The 18,759-nt window shown below is 68.7% G+C and carries 16 protein-coding genes; 14 read left to right on the forward strand and 2 right to left on the reverse strand.

What is annotated here, in order from left to right; genetic code table 11:
- Positions 1 to 9 precede the first annotated feature (9 nt).
- The 5 genes from E6C72_RS24700 (at position 10) to E6C72_RS24720 (ending at position 5,247) form a co-directional block, all read left to right on the forward strand.
- A complete protein-coding gene (locus E6C72_RS24700) occupies positions 10 to 1,224 on the forward strand; it encodes an exo-alpha-sialidase (RefSeq protein ID WP_109084004.1) in 1,215 nt (404 codons plus the stop codon).
- 76 nt (positions 1,225 to 1,300) lie between these two features.
- Complete coding sequence (locus E6C72_RS24705; protein ID WP_109084003.1) at positions 1,301 to 2,065, forward strand: 2-keto-4-pentenoate hydratase; 765 nt, start codon at positions 1,301 to 1,303, stop codon at positions 2,063 to 2,065.
- Positions 2,066 to 2,079: 14 nt separating this feature from the next.
- Positions 2,080 to 2,775 (forward strand): SDR family NAD(P)-dependent oxidoreductase, encoded by a 696-nt coding sequence (locus E6C72_RS24710; RefSeq protein WP_199228657.1) that lies wholly within the window; start codon positions 2,080 to 2,082, stop codon positions 2,773 to 2,775.
- 72 nt (positions 2,776 to 2,847) lie between these two features.
- Complete coding sequence (locus E6C72_RS24715; RefSeq protein ID WP_136700839.1) at positions 2,848 to 3,621, forward strand: SDR family NAD(P)-dependent oxidoreductase; 774 nt, start codon at positions 2,848 to 2,850, stop codon at positions 3,619 to 3,621.
- A 141-nt stretch (positions 3,622 to 3,762) separates the two neighbouring features.
- A complete protein-coding gene (locus E6C72_RS24720; RefSeq protein WP_109442489.1) occupies positions 3,763 to 5,247 on the forward strand; it encodes an L-lactate permease in 1,485 nt (494 codons plus the stop codon).
- A gap of 3 nt (positions 5,248 to 5,250) precedes the next feature.
- On the opposite strand, the gene E6C72_RS24725 is transcribed toward E6C72_RS24720, so the two are convergent.
- Positions 5,251 to 6,111 (reverse strand): DMT family transporter, encoded by an 861-nt coding sequence (locus E6C72_RS24725; RefSeq protein ID WP_109442490.1) that lies wholly within the window; start codon positions 6,109 to 6,111, stop codon positions 5,251 to 5,253.
- A 138-nt stretch (positions 6,112 to 6,249) separates the two neighbouring features.
- Between E6C72_RS24725 and E6C72_RS24730 the strand changes: the two genes are divergently transcribed.
- Positions 6,250 to 7,668, forward strand: a complete 1,419-nt coding sequence (locus E6C72_RS24730) for a PLP-dependent aminotransferase family protein (RefSeq protein ID WP_169055285.1) — start codon at positions 6,250 to 6,252, stop codon at positions 7,666 to 7,668.
- On the opposite strand, the gene E6C72_RS24735 is transcribed toward E6C72_RS24730, so the two are convergent.
- On the reverse strand, positions 7,617 to 8,657 hold the full coding sequence (locus E6C72_RS24735) for a LysR family transcriptional regulator (protein WP_247875880.1): 1,041 nt from the start codon (positions 8,655 to 8,657) through the stop codon (positions 7,617 to 7,619). The two genes, E6C72_RS24730 and E6C72_RS24735, sit on opposite strands and share 52 nt — an antisense overlap.
- Positions 8,658 to 8,966: 309 nt before the next feature.
- Here E6C72_RS24735 and E6C72_RS24740 point away from each other — a divergent pair, with 309 nt between their 5' ends.
- From E6C72_RS24740 to E6C72_RS24775, 8 genes are all read left to right on the forward strand, one after another.
- A complete protein-coding gene (locus E6C72_RS24740) occupies positions 8,967 to 10,289 on the forward strand; it encodes an ArgE/DapE family deacylase (RefSeq protein ID WP_109442492.1) in 1,323 nt (440 codons plus the stop codon).
- Positions 10,290 to 10,316: 27 nt separating this feature from the next.
- Positions 10,317 to 11,108: a class II aldolase/adducin family protein gene (locus E6C72_RS24745; protein WP_109442493.1), complete on the forward strand. Its 792-nt coding sequence runs from the start codon at positions 10,317 to 10,319 to the stop codon at positions 11,106 to 11,108.
- 82 nt (positions 11,109 to 11,190) lie between these two features.
- Positions 11,191 to 12,846, forward strand: a complete 1,656-nt coding sequence (locus E6C72_RS24750; RefSeq protein ID WP_109442494.1) for an ABC transporter substrate-binding protein — start codon at positions 11,191 to 11,193, stop codon at positions 12,844 to 12,846.
- Positions 12,847 to 12,953: 107 nt separating this feature from the next.
- A complete protein-coding gene (locus E6C72_RS24755; RefSeq protein ID WP_109442495.1) occupies positions 12,954 to 13,934 on the forward strand; it encodes an ABC transporter permease in 981 nt (326 codons plus the stop codon).
- Positions 13,931 to 14,773 (forward strand): ABC transporter permease, encoded by an 843-nt coding sequence (locus E6C72_RS24760; protein WP_109442496.1) that lies wholly within the window; start codon positions 13,931 to 13,933, stop codon positions 14,771 to 14,773. The genes E6C72_RS24755 and E6C72_RS24760 overlap by 4 nt, the downstream gene beginning before the upstream one ends.
- Positions 14,774 to 14,822: 49 nt before the next feature.
- A complete protein-coding gene (locus E6C72_RS24765; RefSeq protein ID WP_169055286.1) occupies positions 14,823 to 16,469 on the forward strand; it encodes an ABC transporter ATP-binding protein in 1,647 nt (548 codons plus the stop codon).
- A complete protein-coding gene (locus E6C72_RS24770; RefSeq protein WP_109442498.1) occupies positions 16,470 to 17,450 on the forward strand; it encodes a ketopantoate reductase family protein in 981 nt (326 codons plus the stop codon). It begins immediately after the preceding gene.
- 45 nt (positions 17,451 to 17,495) lie between these two features.
- Positions 17,496 to 18,737 (forward strand): Zn-dependent hydrolase, encoded by a 1,242-nt coding sequence (locus tag E6C72_RS24775; RefSeq protein ID WP_109442499.1) that lies wholly within the window; start codon positions 17,496 to 17,498, stop codon positions 18,735 to 18,737.
- Positions 18,738 to 18,759 lie beyond the last annotated feature (22 nt).

The following is an 18,759-nucleotide window of genomic DNA, read 5'->3' on the forward strand; positions in this document are numbered from 1 at the left end:
GTGACCGCCATGACCACATCCTCAACCCTGCCTTCCACCATCGAACGCGGGCGCATCGCGCCCGCGGACGGGGATGCCGGGCGCCGCGACGCCTATCTGCCGTCGCCCTGCGTCCAGAACCACGCCGCCAACATCACCGTGCTCGGCAACGGCGATCTCGGCTGCGTCTGGTTCGGCGGCACCCAGGAAGGCATTCCCGACATCTCGATCTATTTCTCGCGGCTCGCAAAGGGAGCCGACCGCTGGACCGACCCGGTCAAGCTGTCGGACGACCCGACCCGGTCGGAGCAGAATCCGGTTCTGTTCCCGGCACCGGACGGCACGCTGTGGCTGTTCTACACCGCGCAAATCTCCGGCAATCAGGACACCGCCTTCGTCCGTTGCCGCAGTTCCGCCGACCATGGGCGGAACTGGGGGCCGATCCGCACCCTGTTCGAGGGAACGGATGGCGACGGCATCTTCATCCGCCAGCCGGTGGTGGTGCTGCCGAACGGCGACTGGCTGCTGCCGACCTTCCTCTGCCACGGCACGCCGGGCGAGAAGTGGGTGGGCGACAACGACACCAGCGCCGTCCGCATCTCCAGCGACCGCGGCGAAAGCTGGACCGAGCATCCGGTGCCGGACAGCGTCGGCTGCGTCCATATGAGCGTGGTGCCCCTGCGCGACGGCACGCTGGCCGCCTTCTACCGCAGCCGCTGGGCCGACCATGTGTATCGCAGCGTCTCCACCGACAATGGACGGACGTGGAGTGCGCCGGTGGCGACCGAGCTGCCCAACAACAACTCCTCGATCCAGGTGACGGCGCTGGACGACGGCCGGCTCGCCATCGTCTTCAACGAATCGAGTGCGGATAACGCCACCGAGCGCCGCGCCTCGCTGTACGACGAGATCGAGGACGACGTCCCGGCCGGTGGCGCCGCCGCTGTCGCCGTGGCTCCGCCGCCCGCGCAGGCTCCCGCCCGCAAGGCCTTCTGGGGGGCGCCGCGCGCGCCGCTGACGCTGGCGCTGTCGGAGGATGGCGGGCTGACCTGGCCGCTGCGCCGGAACCTGGAGGTCGGCGACGGTTACTGCATGACCAACAATTCCAAGGACAGCCTGAACCGGGAATTCTCCTACCCGTCGGTGACCCAGTCGGCGGACGGCGACCTGCATGTCGCCTTCACCTATTTCCGGCAGGCGATCAAATACAGCCGCGTCTCGCCCGACTGGGTGCGCGTCCGCTGATCGGCGTTGGGAGCGCCACCTGCAAAGCCTTCCGGGGCGCTCCCGCCCGCCTCCTTCCTATTCGGGAGCTTGTCCCATGACCATGACCGCCGAGGCCGTTCTTGCGGCCGCCGGCGCGCTGCTCGCCGCGCGCCGCGACAACCGTCCGCTCGACACCCTGCCGCCCGCGGCGATGCCGGCCGACAAGGCCGACGCCTATGCCATCCAGACCGAAGTCGCCCGCCGCATCGGACCGGCGACCGCCTGGAAGGTCGGCGCGTCGGCCCCAGACGCCGAGCCGTCGAGCGCCCCCATCCATGCCGAGACGCTGTTCTTCGATACCGGGACTCTGCCCGCCAGCCTGTTCCGGGTCATCGGCATCGAGGCGGAGATCGTCTATCGCCTGAAAGGCGACCTGCCCGCCCGTGACGAGCCCTGGACGCGCGACGAGGTGCTGGCCGCCATCGGCTCGGTCCATCCCGCCTTCGAGATCTGCGACACACGCTTCGCCGCCTACGGGTCGCAGGGGCCGTTCGCCTCGCTGGCCGATCAGGCCAACCACGGCGCGCTGATCGTCGGCGCGGCCACCGCCGACTGGCGCCGCATCGACCCGGTGAGCCAGCGGCTGACGCTGGACATCGACGGGGAGCGCAGGATCGACGTGATCGGTGGCAACAAGGCCGGCGACCCGATCCGCCTGCTGGCATGGCTCGCCAATGTCGGCGCCCGCCCTTTCGGCGGCCTGCATGCCGGCGATACCGTGACCACCGGGTCCTGCACCGGAACGATCTTCATCCAACCCGGCAGCCGCGCCGTCGCCGACTTCCCCGGCCTGGGCAGCATCGCGCTGACCGTGGCGTAAGGGGGAGTGCCGAGATGAATATGGAGCGTCCGCCCCGCCGCGCCCTGGTTACCGGAGCCAGTTCGGGGATCGGTGCGGCCATCGCCGAACGGCTGCTGCTGGATGGATGGCTGGTCGAGGGAATCAGCCGGTCGGCCCCCGCCATCAAGCATCCGAACCTGCGCTTCACGCCGGCCGACCTGATGGCGCCGGAGTCGGTGGCGGAGGCTCTGGCCGCTCTGCCGCCAATCGACGCGCTGGTTCATGCCGCCGGTGTCATGCGCGTCGGCAAGCTCGGCGAACTTGAAATGGATGCCGCGAGAGCGATGTGGCGCCTGCATGTCGAGGCATCCACCGAACTGGTCGAGCATGTGGTTCCCCGCATGCCGGACGGCGGCGGCCGGATCGTCCTGATCGGCAGCCGCACCGCCCAGGGCGCCGCCGGCCGCAGCCAATATACGGCGACCAAGGCGGCAATGGTCGGGCTAGCCCGCTCCTGGGCGCTGGAGCTGGCGCCGCGCGGCGTCACGGTGAATGTGGTGGCGCCGGGTGCGACCGATACGCCGATGCTGAAGGACCCGAATCGCACCGGCCTGCCTCCGAAGCTTCCGCCGATCGGCCGCTTCGTCAAGCCGGAAGAAGTCGCGGCGCTGACCGCTTTCCTGCTGTCCGACGCCGCAGCTGCCATCACCGGGCAGCAGATCCTCGTCTGCGGCGGAGCTTCGCTTTAGGCTTGCCATCGACCCGGACGGCTTCGGGCTATATGGTTGCCACGCCATTCCGTCACGAGGAAAGAAAACAGGATGTCGAACACCGCCTCGAAGATCGCAATCGTCACCGGCGCCACCTCCGGCTTCGGCGACGCCATCGCCCGGCGGCTGGTGGCGGAGGGCTGGCGGATCGTCGCCACCGGCCGGCGCCGGGACCGGCTGGACGCCCTGGTCGAGGCGCTGGGCGGCCCGGATGTCGTCCATCCGCTGTGCTTCGACATCCGCGACGAAGCGGCGACCAGCGCCGCCCTCGCCACCCTGCCCGACGCCTTCGCCGGCATCTCCGTCCTGGTCAACAATGCCGGGCTGGCGCTGGGCACCGGGGCGGCGCAGGACTGCGACCTCGACCAGTGGCGCACCATGATCGACACCAACATCACCGGGCTGGTCACCATCACCCGGCTGCTGCTGGACCGGCTGATCGCCCGGCGCGGGCTGATCGTCAATCTCGCGTCGGTCGCCTCCAACTGGCCCTATCCCGGCGGCAACGTCTATGGCGGCACCAAGGCCTTCGTGAAGCAGTTCTCGCTCGGCCTGCGCAGCGACCTGTCGGCCCACGGCGTGCGCGTCACCTCCATCGAGCCCGGTCTCTCGGAAAGCGAATTCACCCTGGTGCGCACCGGCGGCAACAAGGCAGCCTACGACGCGCTCTACGCCGGGGCCAACCCGTTGCAGCCCGAGGACATCGCCGAGACGGTGCGCTGGGTGGTCTCCCTGCCGCCGCACGTCAACATCAACAGCGTGGAGATCATGCCGGTGAGCCAGTCCTGGGCGCCCTTCAAGATCCACCGCGAAACCCCGGCCTGAAGCCTTCCCGGTCATGCTACCCGATCCTTCGGCACCACCGCAGGTGCCGAAGGATTGCGCATCAACAGATATACTAGTATCCAATGGCTCCGGCCATGCTTCGCGCCGGCACCTCCCTTCCGGAACGCGTCTGGCCGATTCATGACCCTTGCCTTCCACATGATGCCGCTCGTCGGCACGATCCTGCTGCTTGCCTCCCGCCGGGTCAGTCTGCTCGCCGCCGGGATCGCCGGCATGGCGCTGGCGCTGGTCACGATGGTCGCGCCGATGCTCGCGGTGCAGCCTTCGGCCAGTTCGATGCTGGGCCCGGTGCTGGGTGCCGCGGCGATGAAGGCGGGAGAGGGGGCGTGGCTGGCATGGCACGCGATGTCGATCATCGGCGCCGGCCTGCTGTTCCACCGCGCTTTCGAGGCGCGCGGCACGCAAACCGCCGCGGTCGCGCCGGAAAACCGGCGGCGTGCCGTTTTCGTCGCCTGCTTTCTGGTCGGTCCCTTTGCCGAATCGGTGACGGGGTTCGGCGTCGGGCTGGTGGTGGCGCTCGCCATGCTGCGCGCCATGGGGCTACCGCCGGTGCAATCCGCGGTCCTCGGCCTGTTCAGCCAGATTCTGGCCGCCTGGGGTGCGATGGGCGTCGGCAGCCGCGTCGGGGCGGAACTGATCGGCGTGTCCTTCACCGAGCTTGGAACGGCCAGCGCCCTGCTGATGGCGGTCGTGCTGCCTTGCCTTCTGCCGGTGTTCTGGGGGCTGATCCATTCGTCGGGGTTGCGCTCCGGCCTGCGCGACCGGGCCACCGACGTCGCCCTTCTGCTCTGTCTGGCCGGGCTGATCTGGCTGACCAACCGGTTCGTCGCACCGGAACTCGGCGGCGGGCTGGCGACCGCCATCCTGTTGCTGGCGGTGGAGGGGCCGCGCCTGCTGCGCAGCGGCACCGGTGTCCGGGAACTGGCTGACCGGCTCTGGCCCTATGGGCTGCTGATCGCCGGGCTGATGGCGACCCGCCTGCTGCCGCCGCTGTCGGACTGGACCGGGCAATGGCTGGTGCTCGACCCGTTCGGCGGCCTTGCTCCGCTGGCCCTGCTGCGCCATCCGGCGACATGGCTGGTGCTGATCGCCGGCATCCTGCTGGCGGGCCTGCCGAGGAACGAGGCCGGCGGGGTGGTCGGCGGCGCCCTGCGCGCGGCGCTGGTGCCGATGGCGGCGACGCTGGTCTTCGTCGAGTTCGCCACCTTCATGGCGGCTTCCGGCGGGGCGGCGATGTTCGGCAACGCCTGGCGCGATGTGGCGGGACGCTTCGCCGTGCTGGCCAGTCCGGTTTTCGGCGCCGCTGCCGGGATGCTGACCGGCTCCAACACGGCGTCCAACGCCCTGATGATGCACATCCAGCTGAGCCTTGCCGCCGAAAGCGGCCTGCCGTCCATCCTGATCGCCGCGGTCCAGACCATTGCCGGAAGCATCTGCACCATGCTGACCCCCGGCCGCATCGTGCTGGCAGCCGGGCTGGTCGGGCTGGAGCGGTCGGAAGGGGCGATCTATCGCCGCGCCTTGCCGATCGGGCTGGCGACCATTCTGGCCCTGCTGGCCGTCATCGTCGCGATGGCCGGGGTCAACGCTTATGGGCTGGCCTAGCGCTCAGGCGAACCGCTTCGCCCCGGCGACGCAGAGCACGACCAGCCCGGTCGCGGCGATCATCGTCCAGGCGACCGGCTCACGCAGCAGCAGACCCGCCAGCAGCAGACCGAAGGCGGGCTGGAGCAGCTGCAACTGTCCGACACTGGCAATGCCGCCCAGCGCCAGCCCGCGATACCAGAAGACGAAGCCCACCAGCATGCTGAACACCGAGACATAACCGAGCCCGGCCCAGGCCGGCACGGCGATGCCGGTCCAGTCGTCCGGCATCGTTGCCAGCGCCGCCAACGCCATCAACGGCAGCGCCAACACCAGCGCCCAGGAAATCACCTGCCAGCCGCCCAGCCGGCGCGACAGGGTCGCCCCCTCGGCATAGCCGAGACCACAGAGCAGGATCGCCAGCACCATCAGCAGGTCGCCGGTCAGCGACGCACCGCCGCCCTGCCACAGGGCGAATCCGGCGACGGTCAGGCTTCCCGCGGTCGAGAACAGCCAGAAGGCCGGCCGCGGCCGTTCCCGCCCCCGCAACACGCCGAACAGGGCGGTGGCGAGCGGCAGCAGGCCGATGAAGACGATCGACTGGGCCGAGGTGATGTGCTGGAGCGCCAGCGCCGTCAGCAGAGGAAAGCCGGCGACGACACCGAGCGCCACGATGGCGAGCGAGGGCAGGTCGCGGCGCGCCGGCCAGGACTGCCTGAGCAACGCCAGCAGCGCCGCCGCCAGGGCCGCCGCGATCACCGCCCGTGCCGCGGTCAGGAACAGCGGTGTGAAGCCAGCAACCGCAACGCGCGTCGCCGGCAGCGAACCGCTGAAGATGAGCACGCCGAGCAGCCCGCTGCCCCACCCCGCCGTCGACCGCTGCATTCCGTCTTCCTTCCGCGCACCAGAATTTGTGATGCGATCCTAGCGCGGTCTCCCCTGGCGCAGACAGGGACGCTCCCGTACAATTTTATCAAACTGTACTGGTCTACAGTTCAGTACACTTCTCTGCGTTGGAGCATCATGGGCAGGACGGGCACGCGTACCGGCGAAGTGATGGAGGCGATCCGCCGCAGGATGGCGAGCCGGACGCTGTCGCCGGGGGAAAAGCTGCCGTCGATCCGCAGCTTCGCCGCCACCATGGGCGTTTCGCCTTCGACGGTGGTGGAGGCCTATGACCGGCTGGCGGCGGAAGGCGTGATCCAGTCGCGGCCCGGGTCGGGATTCTACGTGTCCGGTGCCCTGCCGCCGCTGGCGTTGGCCGAGGCGGAACCGCGACGCGACCGCGCCATCGATCCCTTCTGGGTGTCTCGGCAGTCGCTTGATTCCGGGGCGGAGATGCTGAAGCCGGGATGCGGCTGGCTCCCGGCCGACTGGATGCCGAACGCGGCGATCCGCCGGGCGATCCGCCAGTTGGCACGCGCTGATGACGGCCTGCTGGCGGATTACGGCGGCACGCGCGGCTCCCTGCCCTTGCGTCGCCTGCTGGCGCGCCAGTTCGCCGAAGAGGGGATCGCCCCCGGTGCCGACCAGATCCTGCTGACCGCGTCGGGAACCCAGGCGATCGACCTGATCTGCCGCTTCCTGCTGCGGCCGGGCGATGCGGTGCTCGTCGACGACCCTTGCTACTTCAATTTCCAGGCCCTGCTGCGCGCCCATCAGACGCGGGTCGTCGGCGTGCCCTATACCCGCAGCGGGCCGGATGCGGAGCTGTTCGCCCAGGCGCTGGCGGCGCACCGGCCTCGGCTCTACATCACCAACTCCGCCCTGCACAACCCGACCGGCGCCACGATGACGCCGCAGACCGCCCACCGGCTGCTCTGCGCCGCCGCGGCCCACGATCCGACCGCGCAAGACCTCACCATTGTCGAGGACGACATCTTCGCCGGCTTCGAGCCGGAGCCGTCGCCGCGTCTGTCGGCCCTGGACGGGCTGTCCCGCGTCATCCGGATCGGCAGCTTTTCCAAGACGCTGTCCGCCTCGATCCGCTGCGGCTACATCGCGGCGCGGCCGGACTGGGTGGAGGCGCTTGTCGATCTGCAGGTGGCGACCAACTTCGGCGGCCCCAGCCCGGCCGCGGCCGAACTCGTTTTCACCGCCCTGAACGACGGCGGCCATCGCAAGCATCTCGACGGTCTCCGCCGCCGTCTCGCCCGGGCCCGGCGCGAGACGGCGGCAAGGCTGGAAGCGCTGGGGCTGCACCCTTGGCTGATGCCGCGCGGCGGATTCTATCTCTGGTGCAGCCTGCCCGACGGACGGAACGCCGCAGACCTCGCCCGCATGGCCTTGGACGACAATGTCGTGCTCGCCCCCGGCGACGTGTTCAGCGTTTCCCATTCGGCATCGGGGTTCCTGCGCTTCAACGTCGCCCAGATGGGAGAACCGCGGATCTACGATGTCCTGGGCCGCGCGATTGCCAACACTCCCTCTCCCGCTCGGTGAGCGGGGCTTTTCTCCTCGGCCAGCCCGGCCAGTTCCCTGGCAGGCGCCGTCGCCAGCGCGGTTTGCAGATAGTCGAGGAAGGCGCGCTCGGCGCGGTTCAGCTTGGCCTGCTCGTTCCAGATCAGATGGACGCTGACCGGGGCGATCCCCTCATAGGGCGGCAATTCCCACAGCAGACCGTCGGCAACGTCGCGGGCGGCGATGTGTTCGGGCAGCGGGCCGATGCCGAGGCCGCAGACGATCATCCGCCGCACCTCCTCCAGATTCGCCGACGACGCGACGACACGGCCGGCGAAGCCCTCCCGCGCGCGGAACAGGGTCAGCGGCGACAGGGCGCCGTCGATCTGGTCGGAAGTGAAGGAGACGAAATTCTCGTAGCGCAGTTCGGCGATGTCGATGTCGCGCTGGCCGAACAGGCGGAAATCCGGACCGCAATAGAGCCGGTAGGTCTGTCGCAGGAAGACCTGGGCCGACAGTCCGGGAATCGGTTCGCGCAGCAGGCAGATCGCCATGGCGCCGACCCGCTGCTGCAAGGCGATGTGCGCGTCGGCGGACGCCATCACGTCGATGCGGAAGGTCACCTGCGGGTACAGGCGGTGGAACTCCCGCAACGAACGGTCGAGCAATGGGGTCTGGATGCGGCTGGTCATCAGGATATGGACATGGCCGCTGACCTCGTCCTTTGCATCGCGCACCAGGGCGCCGAGACGGGATACGGTGGCGTGGATCGACACCGCCTCGTCATAGACCTGCTCGCCTGCGGCGGTGACGGCGAAGCGGCCGGGGCCGCGGTCGATCAGGGTGCGGCCAAGCTGCTCCTCCAGCCGCTTCAGCGCGAGGCTGACCGCCGGCTGCGTCAAAAACAGGCGGACCGCGGCCTTGGTGATGCTGCCCTCCTGCACGATCACCATGAAGGTGCGCAGCAGGTTCCAGTCCATCTGCTGGCCCAGGCGGGCCAGGGCCTGCCGTTCCGCCTCGGTTTCGTTCAACGCCCGCCCCCTTCTTCGATGCCCGAATCCGGTGCATTCCTTCTGCCGCCCAAATTCTACGCACATGAATGCGCTGTGAGCAACTGCGGCATAAATCAGATTCATGGGCGAAATGAAAAATGTTTATTTGCCTGATCGATTGGACGGTTGCCTAATCGACACATGGCGACCCTCAAACATCGCCAAGCCTGACATTGCATAACGCGTCGTTATGGCGGTCATATCCATTTGGGATATGCCGCGACGCACTCGCTTCGTCTTTTTCCACCCGCCCGCGCAATGCTGATGCCATGGCGCAGAGGATTCTGAATGACACGAGATACGGCGGACCGTCTCGACCATGCGTTGCCGGACTCCGGCCTGCGCGCCGCGATCCTGGATGCCGCCGATGCGGTGCAGGGGGACTGCGTCTCTCATCTCTCCGCCCTCGTCCGCCAGCCGTCGCTGCTGGGAGAGGAATCCGGGGCGCAGGCGCTGATGGCCGACCGCTTCGCCGCGCTGGGTCTGGAGGTCGACCGCTTCGACATCGACGAGCAGGCGATCTCCCGCATGCCGGGCTTCTCGCCGCCGGTTCTCCCCGGTGCCTATGCCGGCCGCGAGAATGTCGTCGGCGTGCACAGGCCGCGCGAGGCGAAGGGCCGCTCGCTGATCCTGAACGGCCACATCGACGTGGTGCCGGCTGGCCCGGCGGAGCTGTGGACTACCCCGCCCTTCGAGCCGAGGATCGCGGATGGACGGCTTTACGGCCGCGGGGCCGGCGACATGAAGGCCGGCATCGCCGCCTACACCGCCGCCTTCTCGGCATTGCGCAATCTGGGCTACCAGCCGGCCGCCCCGGTCTATCTCCAGTCGGTGATCGAGGAGGAATGCACCGGCAACGGCGCGCTCGCCTGCCTGCATCGCGGCTACCGCGCCGATGCCGCCGTGATCCCGGAACCGTTCAACCACTCCATCTCCATCGCCCAGGTCGGCGTGATGTGGCTGCGGCTGGTGCTGACCGGGACGCCGGCCCATGTGCTGGACACCTCGGCGGGCGTGAACGCCATCGAGGCGGCCTATGCGCTGGCGGCCCACCTTAAGGCGCTGGAAGTGCGGTGGAACGAACCGTCCTGCCGTCATCCCGCCTTCTGCGGCCATGCCCATCCCGTCAACGTCAATCTCGGCCGGATCGAGGGCGGCGAGTGGCCGTCGTCAGTCCCGACGCGCTGCGCGCTCGACCTCCGGCTCGGCTTCTTCCCCGGGCAGGAGCCGGAGGCGGTCCGCGCCGAGGTGACCCGGGCGGTGGAGCAGGCGCGCTCCACCGACCCGGCCCTGTCCGGCGTCGGGATCGAGTTGCAGTGGAACGGCTTCCAGGCCGCCGGCTGCGAGATCGACCCGGCCCACCCGCTGGTCACCATGCTGGCCGATAGCCATCGCGCCGTGCGCGGCGGCGATCCGGAGCTGGTGGCGCTGACCTGCACCACCGACGCCCGCTTCTTCCAGCTCTATGGCGACACCCCCGCCACCTGCTACGGGCCGGAGGCGACGCGCATCCACGGCATCGACGAATCGGTGTCGCTGGACAGCATCCGTGACGTGACCCGCGTGCTGGCGCTGTTCATCGCCGGCTGGTGCGGCCTGGAACCTGCTTGATCCCTTTTGCCTGACGAGACCCACCCGATGATCGCCGAGACGCTGACCGCAAACGCCGCCCATCCCCCGCAGGCCAGCCGCGCCTATTCCGATGTGGAATGGAAGGCGCGCACCGATCTGGCCGCCGCCTACAAGCTGTTCGACCGGCTGGGCATGACCGACCTGATCTACACCCACATGTCGGCCCGCATCCCCGACACGCCCGACCATTTCCTGATCAATCCCTATGGGCTGATGTTCCACGAGGTGACGCCCGACAACCTCGTGAAGGTCGACATCGACGGTAATCTGGTCGACGAGCGCGACGGCGACGCCATCAATCCGGCCGGCTTCACCATCCACAGCGCCGTCCACCATGCCCGCCCGGACGTCGGCGCCGTCATCCACCTGCACACCGACGCCGGCATGGCGGTCAGCGCCCAGGCCGACGGGCTGCTGCCGATCACCCAGCATTCGCTGCGCTGGTACAACCGCATCGCCTACCACACCTACGAAGGCATCGCGCTCGATCTGGCGGAGCGGGAACGGCTGGTCGCCGATCTCGGCACCCACCACAGCATGATCCTGCGCAACCACGGCCTGCTGACCGTCGGCCAGGACGTCGCCGAGGCGGCGGTGCTGATGTACTACCTGGAGCAGGCCTGCAAGCAACAGATCATGGCGCTGGCCGGCGGCCGGCCGCTGGTCTACCCGTCGCCGGAGGTGTGCGAGCACACCGCCCAGCAGTATGAGCGCGCCTACCCGCGGGCCGGCGTCCTGGAATGGGACTCGCTGCTGCGCTGGCTGGACAGCACCACCGGCCCGACCGGGCCGCGCTGATACACCCGCCTTTTTCAAAAGAAGAACGAAGATAACAGGGTCGCATCCCACACCGACACCATCTGGAGACGAGGACACCCGCATGACACGACGCCTTTCCGGTATCCCCGCCCGCCTCCAACGCGGCTTCACCCGCGGGTTCCACCGCGCCGCCGCCGCCGGCCTGCTGGCAGCCGCGCTCGCGATTCCGGGCACCGCGGCGCTGATCGCCGCTCCGGCCATGGCACAGGAGACGCCGGTCCGCGGCGGTGTCCTCAACTCCATCGTCCAGCCGGAACCGCCGACCCTGATGCTGGGCCTGAACCAGCAGGGACCGACCCAGACCGTCGCCGGCAAGATCTATCAGGGCCTGCTGACCTACGACCGCAAGCTCACCCCGATGCCGTCGCTGGCGGAAAGCTGGACAGTGTCGCCGGACGGCCTGACCTACACCTTCAAGCTGTTCCAGAACGTCAAGTGGCACGACGGCAAGCCGTTCAGCGCCGCCGATGTGGTCTTCTCCACCTCCAAGTTCCTGATGGAGGTCCACCCGCGCGCCCGCGCCGTGTTCAGCCGCTGCGAGTCGATCAAGGCGCTGGACGACCACACCGTCGAATTCAAGCTGAAGGAACCGTTCCCGGCCTTCATCCAGGCCTTCGAGGTGTCATCGGCCCCGATCGTGCCGGCCCACATCTATGAGGGCAGCGACTACCGCACCAATCCCGCCAACACCACCCCTATCGGCACCGGCCCGTTCAAGCTGAAGGAATGGGTGAAGGGCAGCTACATCCAGCTCGTCCGCAACGAGGACTATTACAAGAAGGACCTGCCCTATCTCGACGGCATCACCTTCCGCGTGATCCCGGACGCTGCCAGCCGCTCACTGGCGCTGGAAAGCGGGCAGGTGCAGCAGACCCAGTACAGCGACCTGGAGCCCTTCGAGGTTCCGCGCATGAAGACCCTGCCGAATGTGACCCTGACCACCCAAGGCTACGAGTTCGTGGCGCCGATGGCGTGGCTGGAGATCAACCACCGCGTCAAGCCGCTGGACGACAAGCGCTTCCGCAAGGCCATCGCCTACGCCATCGACCGCAAGTTCATCCGCGACAAGATCTGGTTCGGCCTCGGCCGCGTGCCGACCGGCCCGATCAACTCGGTGGTCAAGTTCTACGACCCCAAGGTCACGACCTACGAGCCGAGCCCGGAGAAGGCCAAGGCGCTGCTGGACGAGATGGGGCTGAAGCCCGACGCCAAGGGCGTGCGCGCCACCGTCAAGCTGATGCCGATGCCCTATGGCGAGACCTGGACCCGTCTGGGCGAGTATCTGAAGCAGGCGCTCGGCAAGGTCGGCGTCGCCGTGGTCCTGGAAAGCACCGACGCCGCCGGCTGGGCGCAGCGCGTCGCCAACTGGGATTACGAGATCACCACCAACTTCCTCTACCAGTACGGTGACCCGGCGCTGGGCGTGGCCCGCACCTACATCTCGTCGAACATCCGCAAGGGCGTGCTGTTCACCAACACCATGGGCTATTCCAACCCGAAGGTGGACGAGCTGTTCGACCAGGCCTCGCGCGAGAACGACCCGGCCAAGCGCCAGGAGCAGTACAGCGAGGTCCAGCGCATCCTGTCCGACGATCTGCCGGTGGTGTGGCTGCTGGAGATGGAATTCCCGACCTTCCTCGACAAGCGCGTGAAGAACGCCAACACGACGGCCATCGGTGTCAACGACACCTATGAAAGCGTCTGGCTGGCGAAGTGAGTTGATCTCTCCAGGTATCCCCTCTCCCCCCCGGGGAGAGGGGAAATCCACGCTTACGCGTGAGCGGGGAGAGGCCAGATCGCGGCGATTGAATTAGGAACCTGCCCATGCTGGGATTCGCCCAACTTTTCGCGAGCCGCCTCGTCAAGGCCGCCGCGATCCTGATCGCCATCGTGGTGATGAACTTCTTCCTCGTCCACGCCGCCCCCGGCGACCCGGCCATGGTGATGGCGGGCGAGGCGGGGGCCGCCGACGAAAAGTTCGTGACGCAGCTGCGCGAGCAGTTCGGGCTCGACCGGCCGCTCTACGAACAGCTCGGCACCTATGTCGGCAAGGTCGTGCAGGGCGATCTCGGCTTCTCCTACCGCCAGCAGCGGCCGGTCTGGGACATCCTGGCGGAACGGCTGCCGGCAACCCTGGTGCTGACGCTGACCGCCTTCATCCTGGCGCTCGCCGCCGGGGTGGCGCTCGGCACGCTGGCGGCGGTCGCCGTCGGCACCTGGGCCGACAGCGCCATCACCGTCGTGGCACTCCTGGCCTATGCGACACCGATCTACTGGATCGGGCTGATGCTGAGCCTGCTGTTCTCCATCCAGCTGGGATGGCTGCCGGCCTTCGGCTACGAGACCATCGGCGCCGGCTATACCGGGCTGGCCCATGTGGCGGACGTCGCTGTCCACCTGATCCTGCCGGTCATCACGCTGGCGCTGTTCTACATGGCGGGCTACGCGCGCCTGACCCGCGCTTCGATGCTGGAGGTTCGCAGCCTCGATTTCGTCAAGACGGCGAAGGCCAAGGGGCTGACCCAGAGCCGCATCGTCACCCGCCACATCCTGCGCAACGCCATCCTGCCGGTCATCACCGTGGCCGGCATCCAGGCCGGCCAGCTGGTCGGCGGCTCCATCCTGATCGAAACGGTGTTCGCCTGGCCCGGCATCGGCCGGCTGGCCTTCGAGGCGGTGCTGCAGCGCGACTATCAGGTGCTGCTGGGCATCTTCCTGGTCACGTCGATCATGGTGATCCTCTTCAACATCCTGACCGACATCCTCTACGGCCTCGTCGATCCGCGCATCCAGGTGTCGCAATGATGAACTCCGATTTCTGGCGGGCCTTCGTCCGCAACAAGGGCGCGGTCCTGGGGCTGGTGATCCTGATCGCCATCGTCGTGCTGGCCGCCTTCGCCTCCGTCCTGTTCCCCGGCGACCCGTGGGAGATGGCCACCGCGCCGTTCCAGCCGCCGCTGTCGGAAGATGCGCTGCTGGGGTCCGACATGCTGGGCCGCGACATCGCGTCGGGTATCGCCCACGGGGCGCGGGTGTCGCTGCTGATCGGCCTGACCTCCACCGCCGCGGCGCTCGCCATCGGCGTCACGCTGGGGGCACTGGCCGGCTTCCATGGCGGCAAGGTGGACGACGCCATCATGCGCTTCACCGAGCTGTTCCAGACCATTCCGAACTTCGTGCTGGCCGTGGTGCTGGTCGCCATCTTCACCCCCAGCCTGACCACCATCGTCGCCGCCATCGCCATCGTCAGCTGGCCGCCGCTGGCCCGTCTGGCCCGCGCCGAGTTCCTCAGCCTGCGCACCCGCGAGTTCGTCCAGGCCGCCATCACCACCGGCCAGAGCAGCAGCACCATCATCCTGCGCCAGATCCTGCCCAACAGCCTGTCGCCGATCATCGTGTCGGCCTCGCTGATGGTAGCGACCGCCATTCTGCTCGAAAGTTCGCTGAGCTTCCTCGGCCTTGGCGATCCCAATGCGATGAGCTGGGGCTACATGATCGGCGCCGCCCGCACGGTGATCCGGCAGGCCTGGTGGATGAGCGTCTTCCCCGGTCTCGCCATCGTGCTGACCGTGCTGGCGCTGAACCTCGTCGGCGAGGGGCTGAACGACGCCCTGAACCCGAAGCTCGCCCGGTCACGAGGGTGATCGGATGAGCCAGTTGGAATTGCTTCGCACCGCGACGGAGACCGCAGCCATGACCACGCCTCTTCTCGATGTGCGCGGCCTCAGCATCGCGCTACCGCCGGGCGCCGACCGCCCGCTGGCGGTGGACAACCTGACCTTCACCCTGAATCCCAACGAGATCCTCTGCGTGGTCGGCGAGTCCGGTTCCGGCAAGTCGATGACCGCGCACGCCATGATGGGCCTGCTGCCCGCCCCCCATGTCCGCGTTGCCGGCGGCAGCCTGCTGTTCAAGGGCAAGGACGTGCTGTCCATGCCGGAGGCCGAGCAGCGCTCCCTGCGCGGCGGTCGCATCGCCATGGTGTTCCAGGAGCCGATGACGGCGCTGAACCCGCTGATGCGGGTCGGCCGCCAGATCGGCGAGAGCTTGCGCGAGCACACCGGCCTGCCCGCCCCCGCCCGCCGTGCCCGCGTGGTGGAACTGCTGGGCCAGGTCGGGCTGCCCAACCCGGCCGAGCTGGCCGATGCCTATCCCTTCCGCCTGTCGGGCGGCCAGCGCCAGCGCGTGATGATCGCCATGGCGCTGGCCTGCCAGCCCGACATCCTGATCGCCGACGAGCCGACCACCGCGCTGGACGTCACCACCCAGAAGCAGATCCTCGACCTGATCCGCTCGATCCAGGCCGAGCGCCACATGGGCATGATGTTCATCACCCATGATTTCGGCGTGGTGGCGGAGATCGCGCACCGGGTGGCGGTGATGCGCCACGGCAAGCTGGTGGAATATGGCACGGCGTCCGACGTGCTGAACCGGCCGCAGCATCCCTATACCCGGCAGCTGATCGCCTCGGTCCCACACTACATCGAGCACCGCGACGATCATGCCAAGGCCGGCGCGCCGCTGCTGGTCGCCGACAAGGTGCGCAAGGTCTTCCATGTCGGCGGCGGGCTGTTCAAGAAGTCCAAGCAGGTCGTGGCCGGCGATGACCTGTCGCTGACCATCCATCCTGGCGAGACGGTCGGGCTGGTCGGGGAGTCCGGGTCGGGCAAATCGACGCTCGGCCGTTCCATCGTCGGGCTGATCAAGCCGGATTCGGGCCGCATCCTGTTCGAGGGCACCGACCTGCTGGCGCTCGACCGCAAGGGCTTCCGGCCCTACCGCCGGGCGGTGCAGATGGTGTTCCAGGACCCCTACGCCTCGCTGAACCCGCGCCACCGCGTCGGCGACATCGTGGCGCAAGGGCCGGTCGCCTTCGGCGAGGACCGGGCCAAGGCGCTGGCCCGCGCGCGCGAGCTGTTGGCGATGGTGGGTCTGGACGGGTCGGCCGCCGACCGCTTCCCGCACGAGTTCTCCGGCGGCCAGCGCCAGCGCATCGGCATCGCCCGCGCGCTCGCCATGGAGCCGAAGCTGCTGGTGGCGGACGAGCCGGTGTCGGCGCTCGACGTGTCGGTGCAGGGACAGGTGCTGGAGCTGTTGGACGACATCCGCCGACGGTTGAACCTCGCCATGCTGTTCATCACGCACGATCTGCGGGTGGCTGCCCAGGTCTGCGACACCATCGCGGTGATGCGCCGCGGCAAAATCGTCGAGATGGGCACCGCGCGCGAGGTGTTCACCCACCCGCGCGACGCCTACACCTGCAGCCTGCTCGACGCCATTCCGGGGAAGTCCTGGCACATCCCGGACGACCTGCAAAAAGTTCCGGCAGGAGCGCACTGAATGAAGGTCGCCATCATCGGGGCCGGCGCGGTCGGCGGCCTGCTGGCCGCACGGCTCAGCGCCACCGAGGCGGAGGTGACGCTGGTCGCCCGGCCGAACGCGGCATCCGCCATCCGCCGCAACGGCCTGACCATGGTGACGCCGCTGAACCGCGTCGCCCGGCTCACCCCGCGCGTCACCGACGACAGCCTGTCGCTCGGGCCGCAGGATCTGGTGTTCCTCTGCGTTAAGGCCCATGCGCTGCGCGGTACCATCGACACGCTGACGCCGCTGCTGGGGCCGGATACCACCATCGTGCCGATGGTCAACGGCATTCCCTGGTGGTATCCGCACCGCCAGCCGGAGCCGTTGGCCGACCGGCCGCTCGCCAGCGTCGATCCCGACGGGCTGCTGTGGCGCTCCATCGACCCCGACCGGGTGGTGGGGGCGACCAGCTTCGTCGCGGTGGAGGGTGACGGCCCCTGCCGCATCCGCCATGTCAGCGATCAGCGCTTCGTCTTCGGCGATGCCGGCGACCGGGATAACTCAGCGGTGGACCGCGTCGTCACGCTGTTTGGGCAGGCGGGCTTCCAGCCGGCGAAGACCACGGACATCCGGCAGGCGATCTGGGTGAAGCTGTGGGGCAACCTCGCCTTCAATCCGCTCAGCGTGCTGACCGGATCGACGCTCGGCCGGCTGTGCAACGACCCCGGCACGCGGGAAGCCGGCCGCGCCATGATGCTGGAGGCGAAGGCGGTGGCGGAAAGGCTGGGGGTGGTCTTCACCACCAGCGTCGACGAGCGCATCGCCATGGCCGCTGGTGTGGGCGACTTCAAGACCTCGATGCTCCAGGACTATGAGGCCGGTCGCCGGCTGGAACTGGACGCCATCCTGGGCTCGGTGATCGAGCTGGCGGACCGTACCGGCGTCGACGTGCCGATGCTGCGGGCGGTGCTGGCGATGGTCGATCTGCGGGCACGGGAAAGGCGCGAAGCGGCCTGACCGCTCCGCCGCTGCCTTCAACGAAAAATTCTGCGTGGAGTCTCCATGTCCCTCCCCTCCAATCTGCCCATCGACGGCCAGCGCCTGTGGGACAGCCTTGCCGCCATGGCGAAGATCGGCGCAACCGCGAAGGGCGGCAGTTGCCGCCTTGCCCTGTCGGACGAGGACAAGGCCGGCCGCGACCTGTTCGTCTCCTGGTGCGAGGCTGCCGGCTGCACGGTGACCGTCGACCGCATCGGCAACATCTTCGCCCGCCGCAAGGGCCGCGACGACAGCCTGCCCCCGGTGGTGATGGGCAGCCATCTCGACACCCAGCCGACCGGCGGACGCTTCGACGGCGTGTTCGGCGTGCTGGCGGCACTGGAAGTTGTCCGCTCGCTGAACGACCGCGGGGTGGAAACCCTGCACCCGGTGGAAGTCGCGGTGTGGACCAACGAGGAGGGCTCGCGCTTCTCGCCGCCGATGATGGGGTCGGGCGTCGTCACCGGCGTCTTCACGCTGGACGAGATCCTGGACAAGGTGGCGCAGGACGGCGCGCGGCTGGGCGACGAACTGGTCCGCACCGGCTATGCCGGCGAGGCGCCGGTCGACCATCCGATGCACGCCTACCTTGAGGCTCACATCGAACAGGGGCCGGTGCTGGAGGTCGAGGGCAAGGAGATCGGCGTCGTCACCGGGGCGCAGGGCCAGCGCTGGTACGAGGTGACGGTGACGGGCGTCGAGGCCCATGCCGGACCGACGCCGATGCGCCTGCGCCGCGACGCGCTGGTCGCCGCCTCGGCGATGGTGCAGGCGGTGCAGCGGGTCGGGCTGGAGACCGCGGGCGATCCTTGCGCCACCGTCGGCATCCTCGACGTCCACCCGCATTCGCGCAACGTCATCCCCGGCCGCGTCTTCTTCACCGTCGATCTGCGCCACCCGGACGCCGACACGCTGGCCGACATGGACCGCCGCTTCCGCGCCGCCATCGCGGAGATTGCAGGCCAGCAGGGCGTGGGCGCCGAGATCGCCGACTTCTGGCATTTCCCGCCGACGCCCTTCGCCAAGCCGCTGGTCGACCGGGTGCGCGAGGCGGCGGGCGGCTTCGACTTCAGCCATCGCGACATCGTGTCGGGCGCCGGCCATGACGCGGTCTATGTGGCGGGCAAGGTGCCGACGGCGATGATCTTCATCCCCTGCGAGGACGGCATCAGCCACAACGAGGTCGAGAACATCGCCCCCGCCGACGGTGCCCGCGGCGCCGCCGTGCTGTTCGAAACGCTGGTCGCCACGGCTGGAAAGCCCTGAGCCTGTCCGCTCTCCGGAGAGT

It is taken from the genome of Azospirillum sp. TSH100, assembly GCF_004923295.1.
Taxonomy (GTDB): Bacteria; Pseudomonadota; Alphaproteobacteria; order Azospirillales; family Azospirillaceae; genus Azospirillum.

Coding starts and splice junctions, on each gene's coding strand:
- E6C72_RS24730 (WP_169055285.1), top strand. CDS start 6,250: ATGGGCAGGACGGGCACGCGTACCGGCGAAGTGATGGAGGCGATCCGC.
- E6C72_RS24745 (WP_109442493.1), top strand. CDS start 10,317: ATGATCGCCGAGACGCTGACCGCAAACGCCGCCCATCCCCCGCAGGCC.
- E6C72_RS24755 (WP_109442495.1), top strand. CDS start 12,954: ATGCTGGGATTCGCCCAACTTTTCGCGAGCCGCCTCGTCAAGGCCGCC.
- E6C72_RS24775 (WP_109442499.1), top strand. CDS start 17,496: ATGTCCCTCCCCTCCAATCTGCCCATCGACGGCCAGCGCCTGTGGGAC.
- E6C72_RS24705 (WP_109084003.1), top strand. CDS start 1,301: ATGACCATGACCGCCGAGGCCGTTCTTGCGGCCGCCGGCGCGCTGCTC.
- E6C72_RS24765 (WP_169055286.1), top strand. CDS start 14,823: ATGACCACGCCTCTTCTCGATGTGCGCGGCCTCAGCATCGCGCTACCG.
- E6C72_RS24720 (WP_109442489.1), top strand. CDS start 3,763: ATGACCCTTGCCTTCCACATGATGCCGCTCGTCGGCACGATCCTGCTG.
- E6C72_RS24770 (WP_109442498.1), top strand. CDS start 16,470: ATGAAGGTCGCCATCATCGGGGCCGGCGCGGTCGGCGGCCTGCTGGCC.
- E6C72_RS24725 (WP_109442490.1), bottom strand. CDS start 6,111: ATGCAGCGGTCGACGGCGGGGTGGGGCAGCGGGCTGCTCGGCGTGCTC.
- E6C72_RS24700 (WP_109084004.1), top strand. CDS start 10: ATGACCACATCCTCAACCCTGCCTTCCACCATCGAACGCGGGCGCATC.
- E6C72_RS24740 (WP_109442492.1), top strand. CDS start 8,967: ATGACACGAGATACGGCGGACCGTCTCGACCATGCGTTGCCGGACTCC.
- E6C72_RS24715 (WP_136700839.1), top strand. CDS start 2,848: ATGTCGAACACCGCCTCGAAGATCGCAATCGTCACCGGCGCCACCTCC.
- E6C72_RS24750 (WP_109442494.1), top strand. CDS start 11,191: ATGACACGACGCCTTTCCGGTATCCCCGCCCGCCTCCAACGCGGCTTC.
- E6C72_RS24760 (WP_109442496.1), top strand. CDS start 13,931: ATGATGAACTCCGATTTCTGGCGGGCCTTCGTCCGCAACAAGGGCGCG.
- E6C72_RS24710 (WP_199228657.1), top strand. CDS start 2,080: ATGAATATGGAGCGTCCGCCCCGCCGCGCCCTGGTTACCGGAGCCAGT.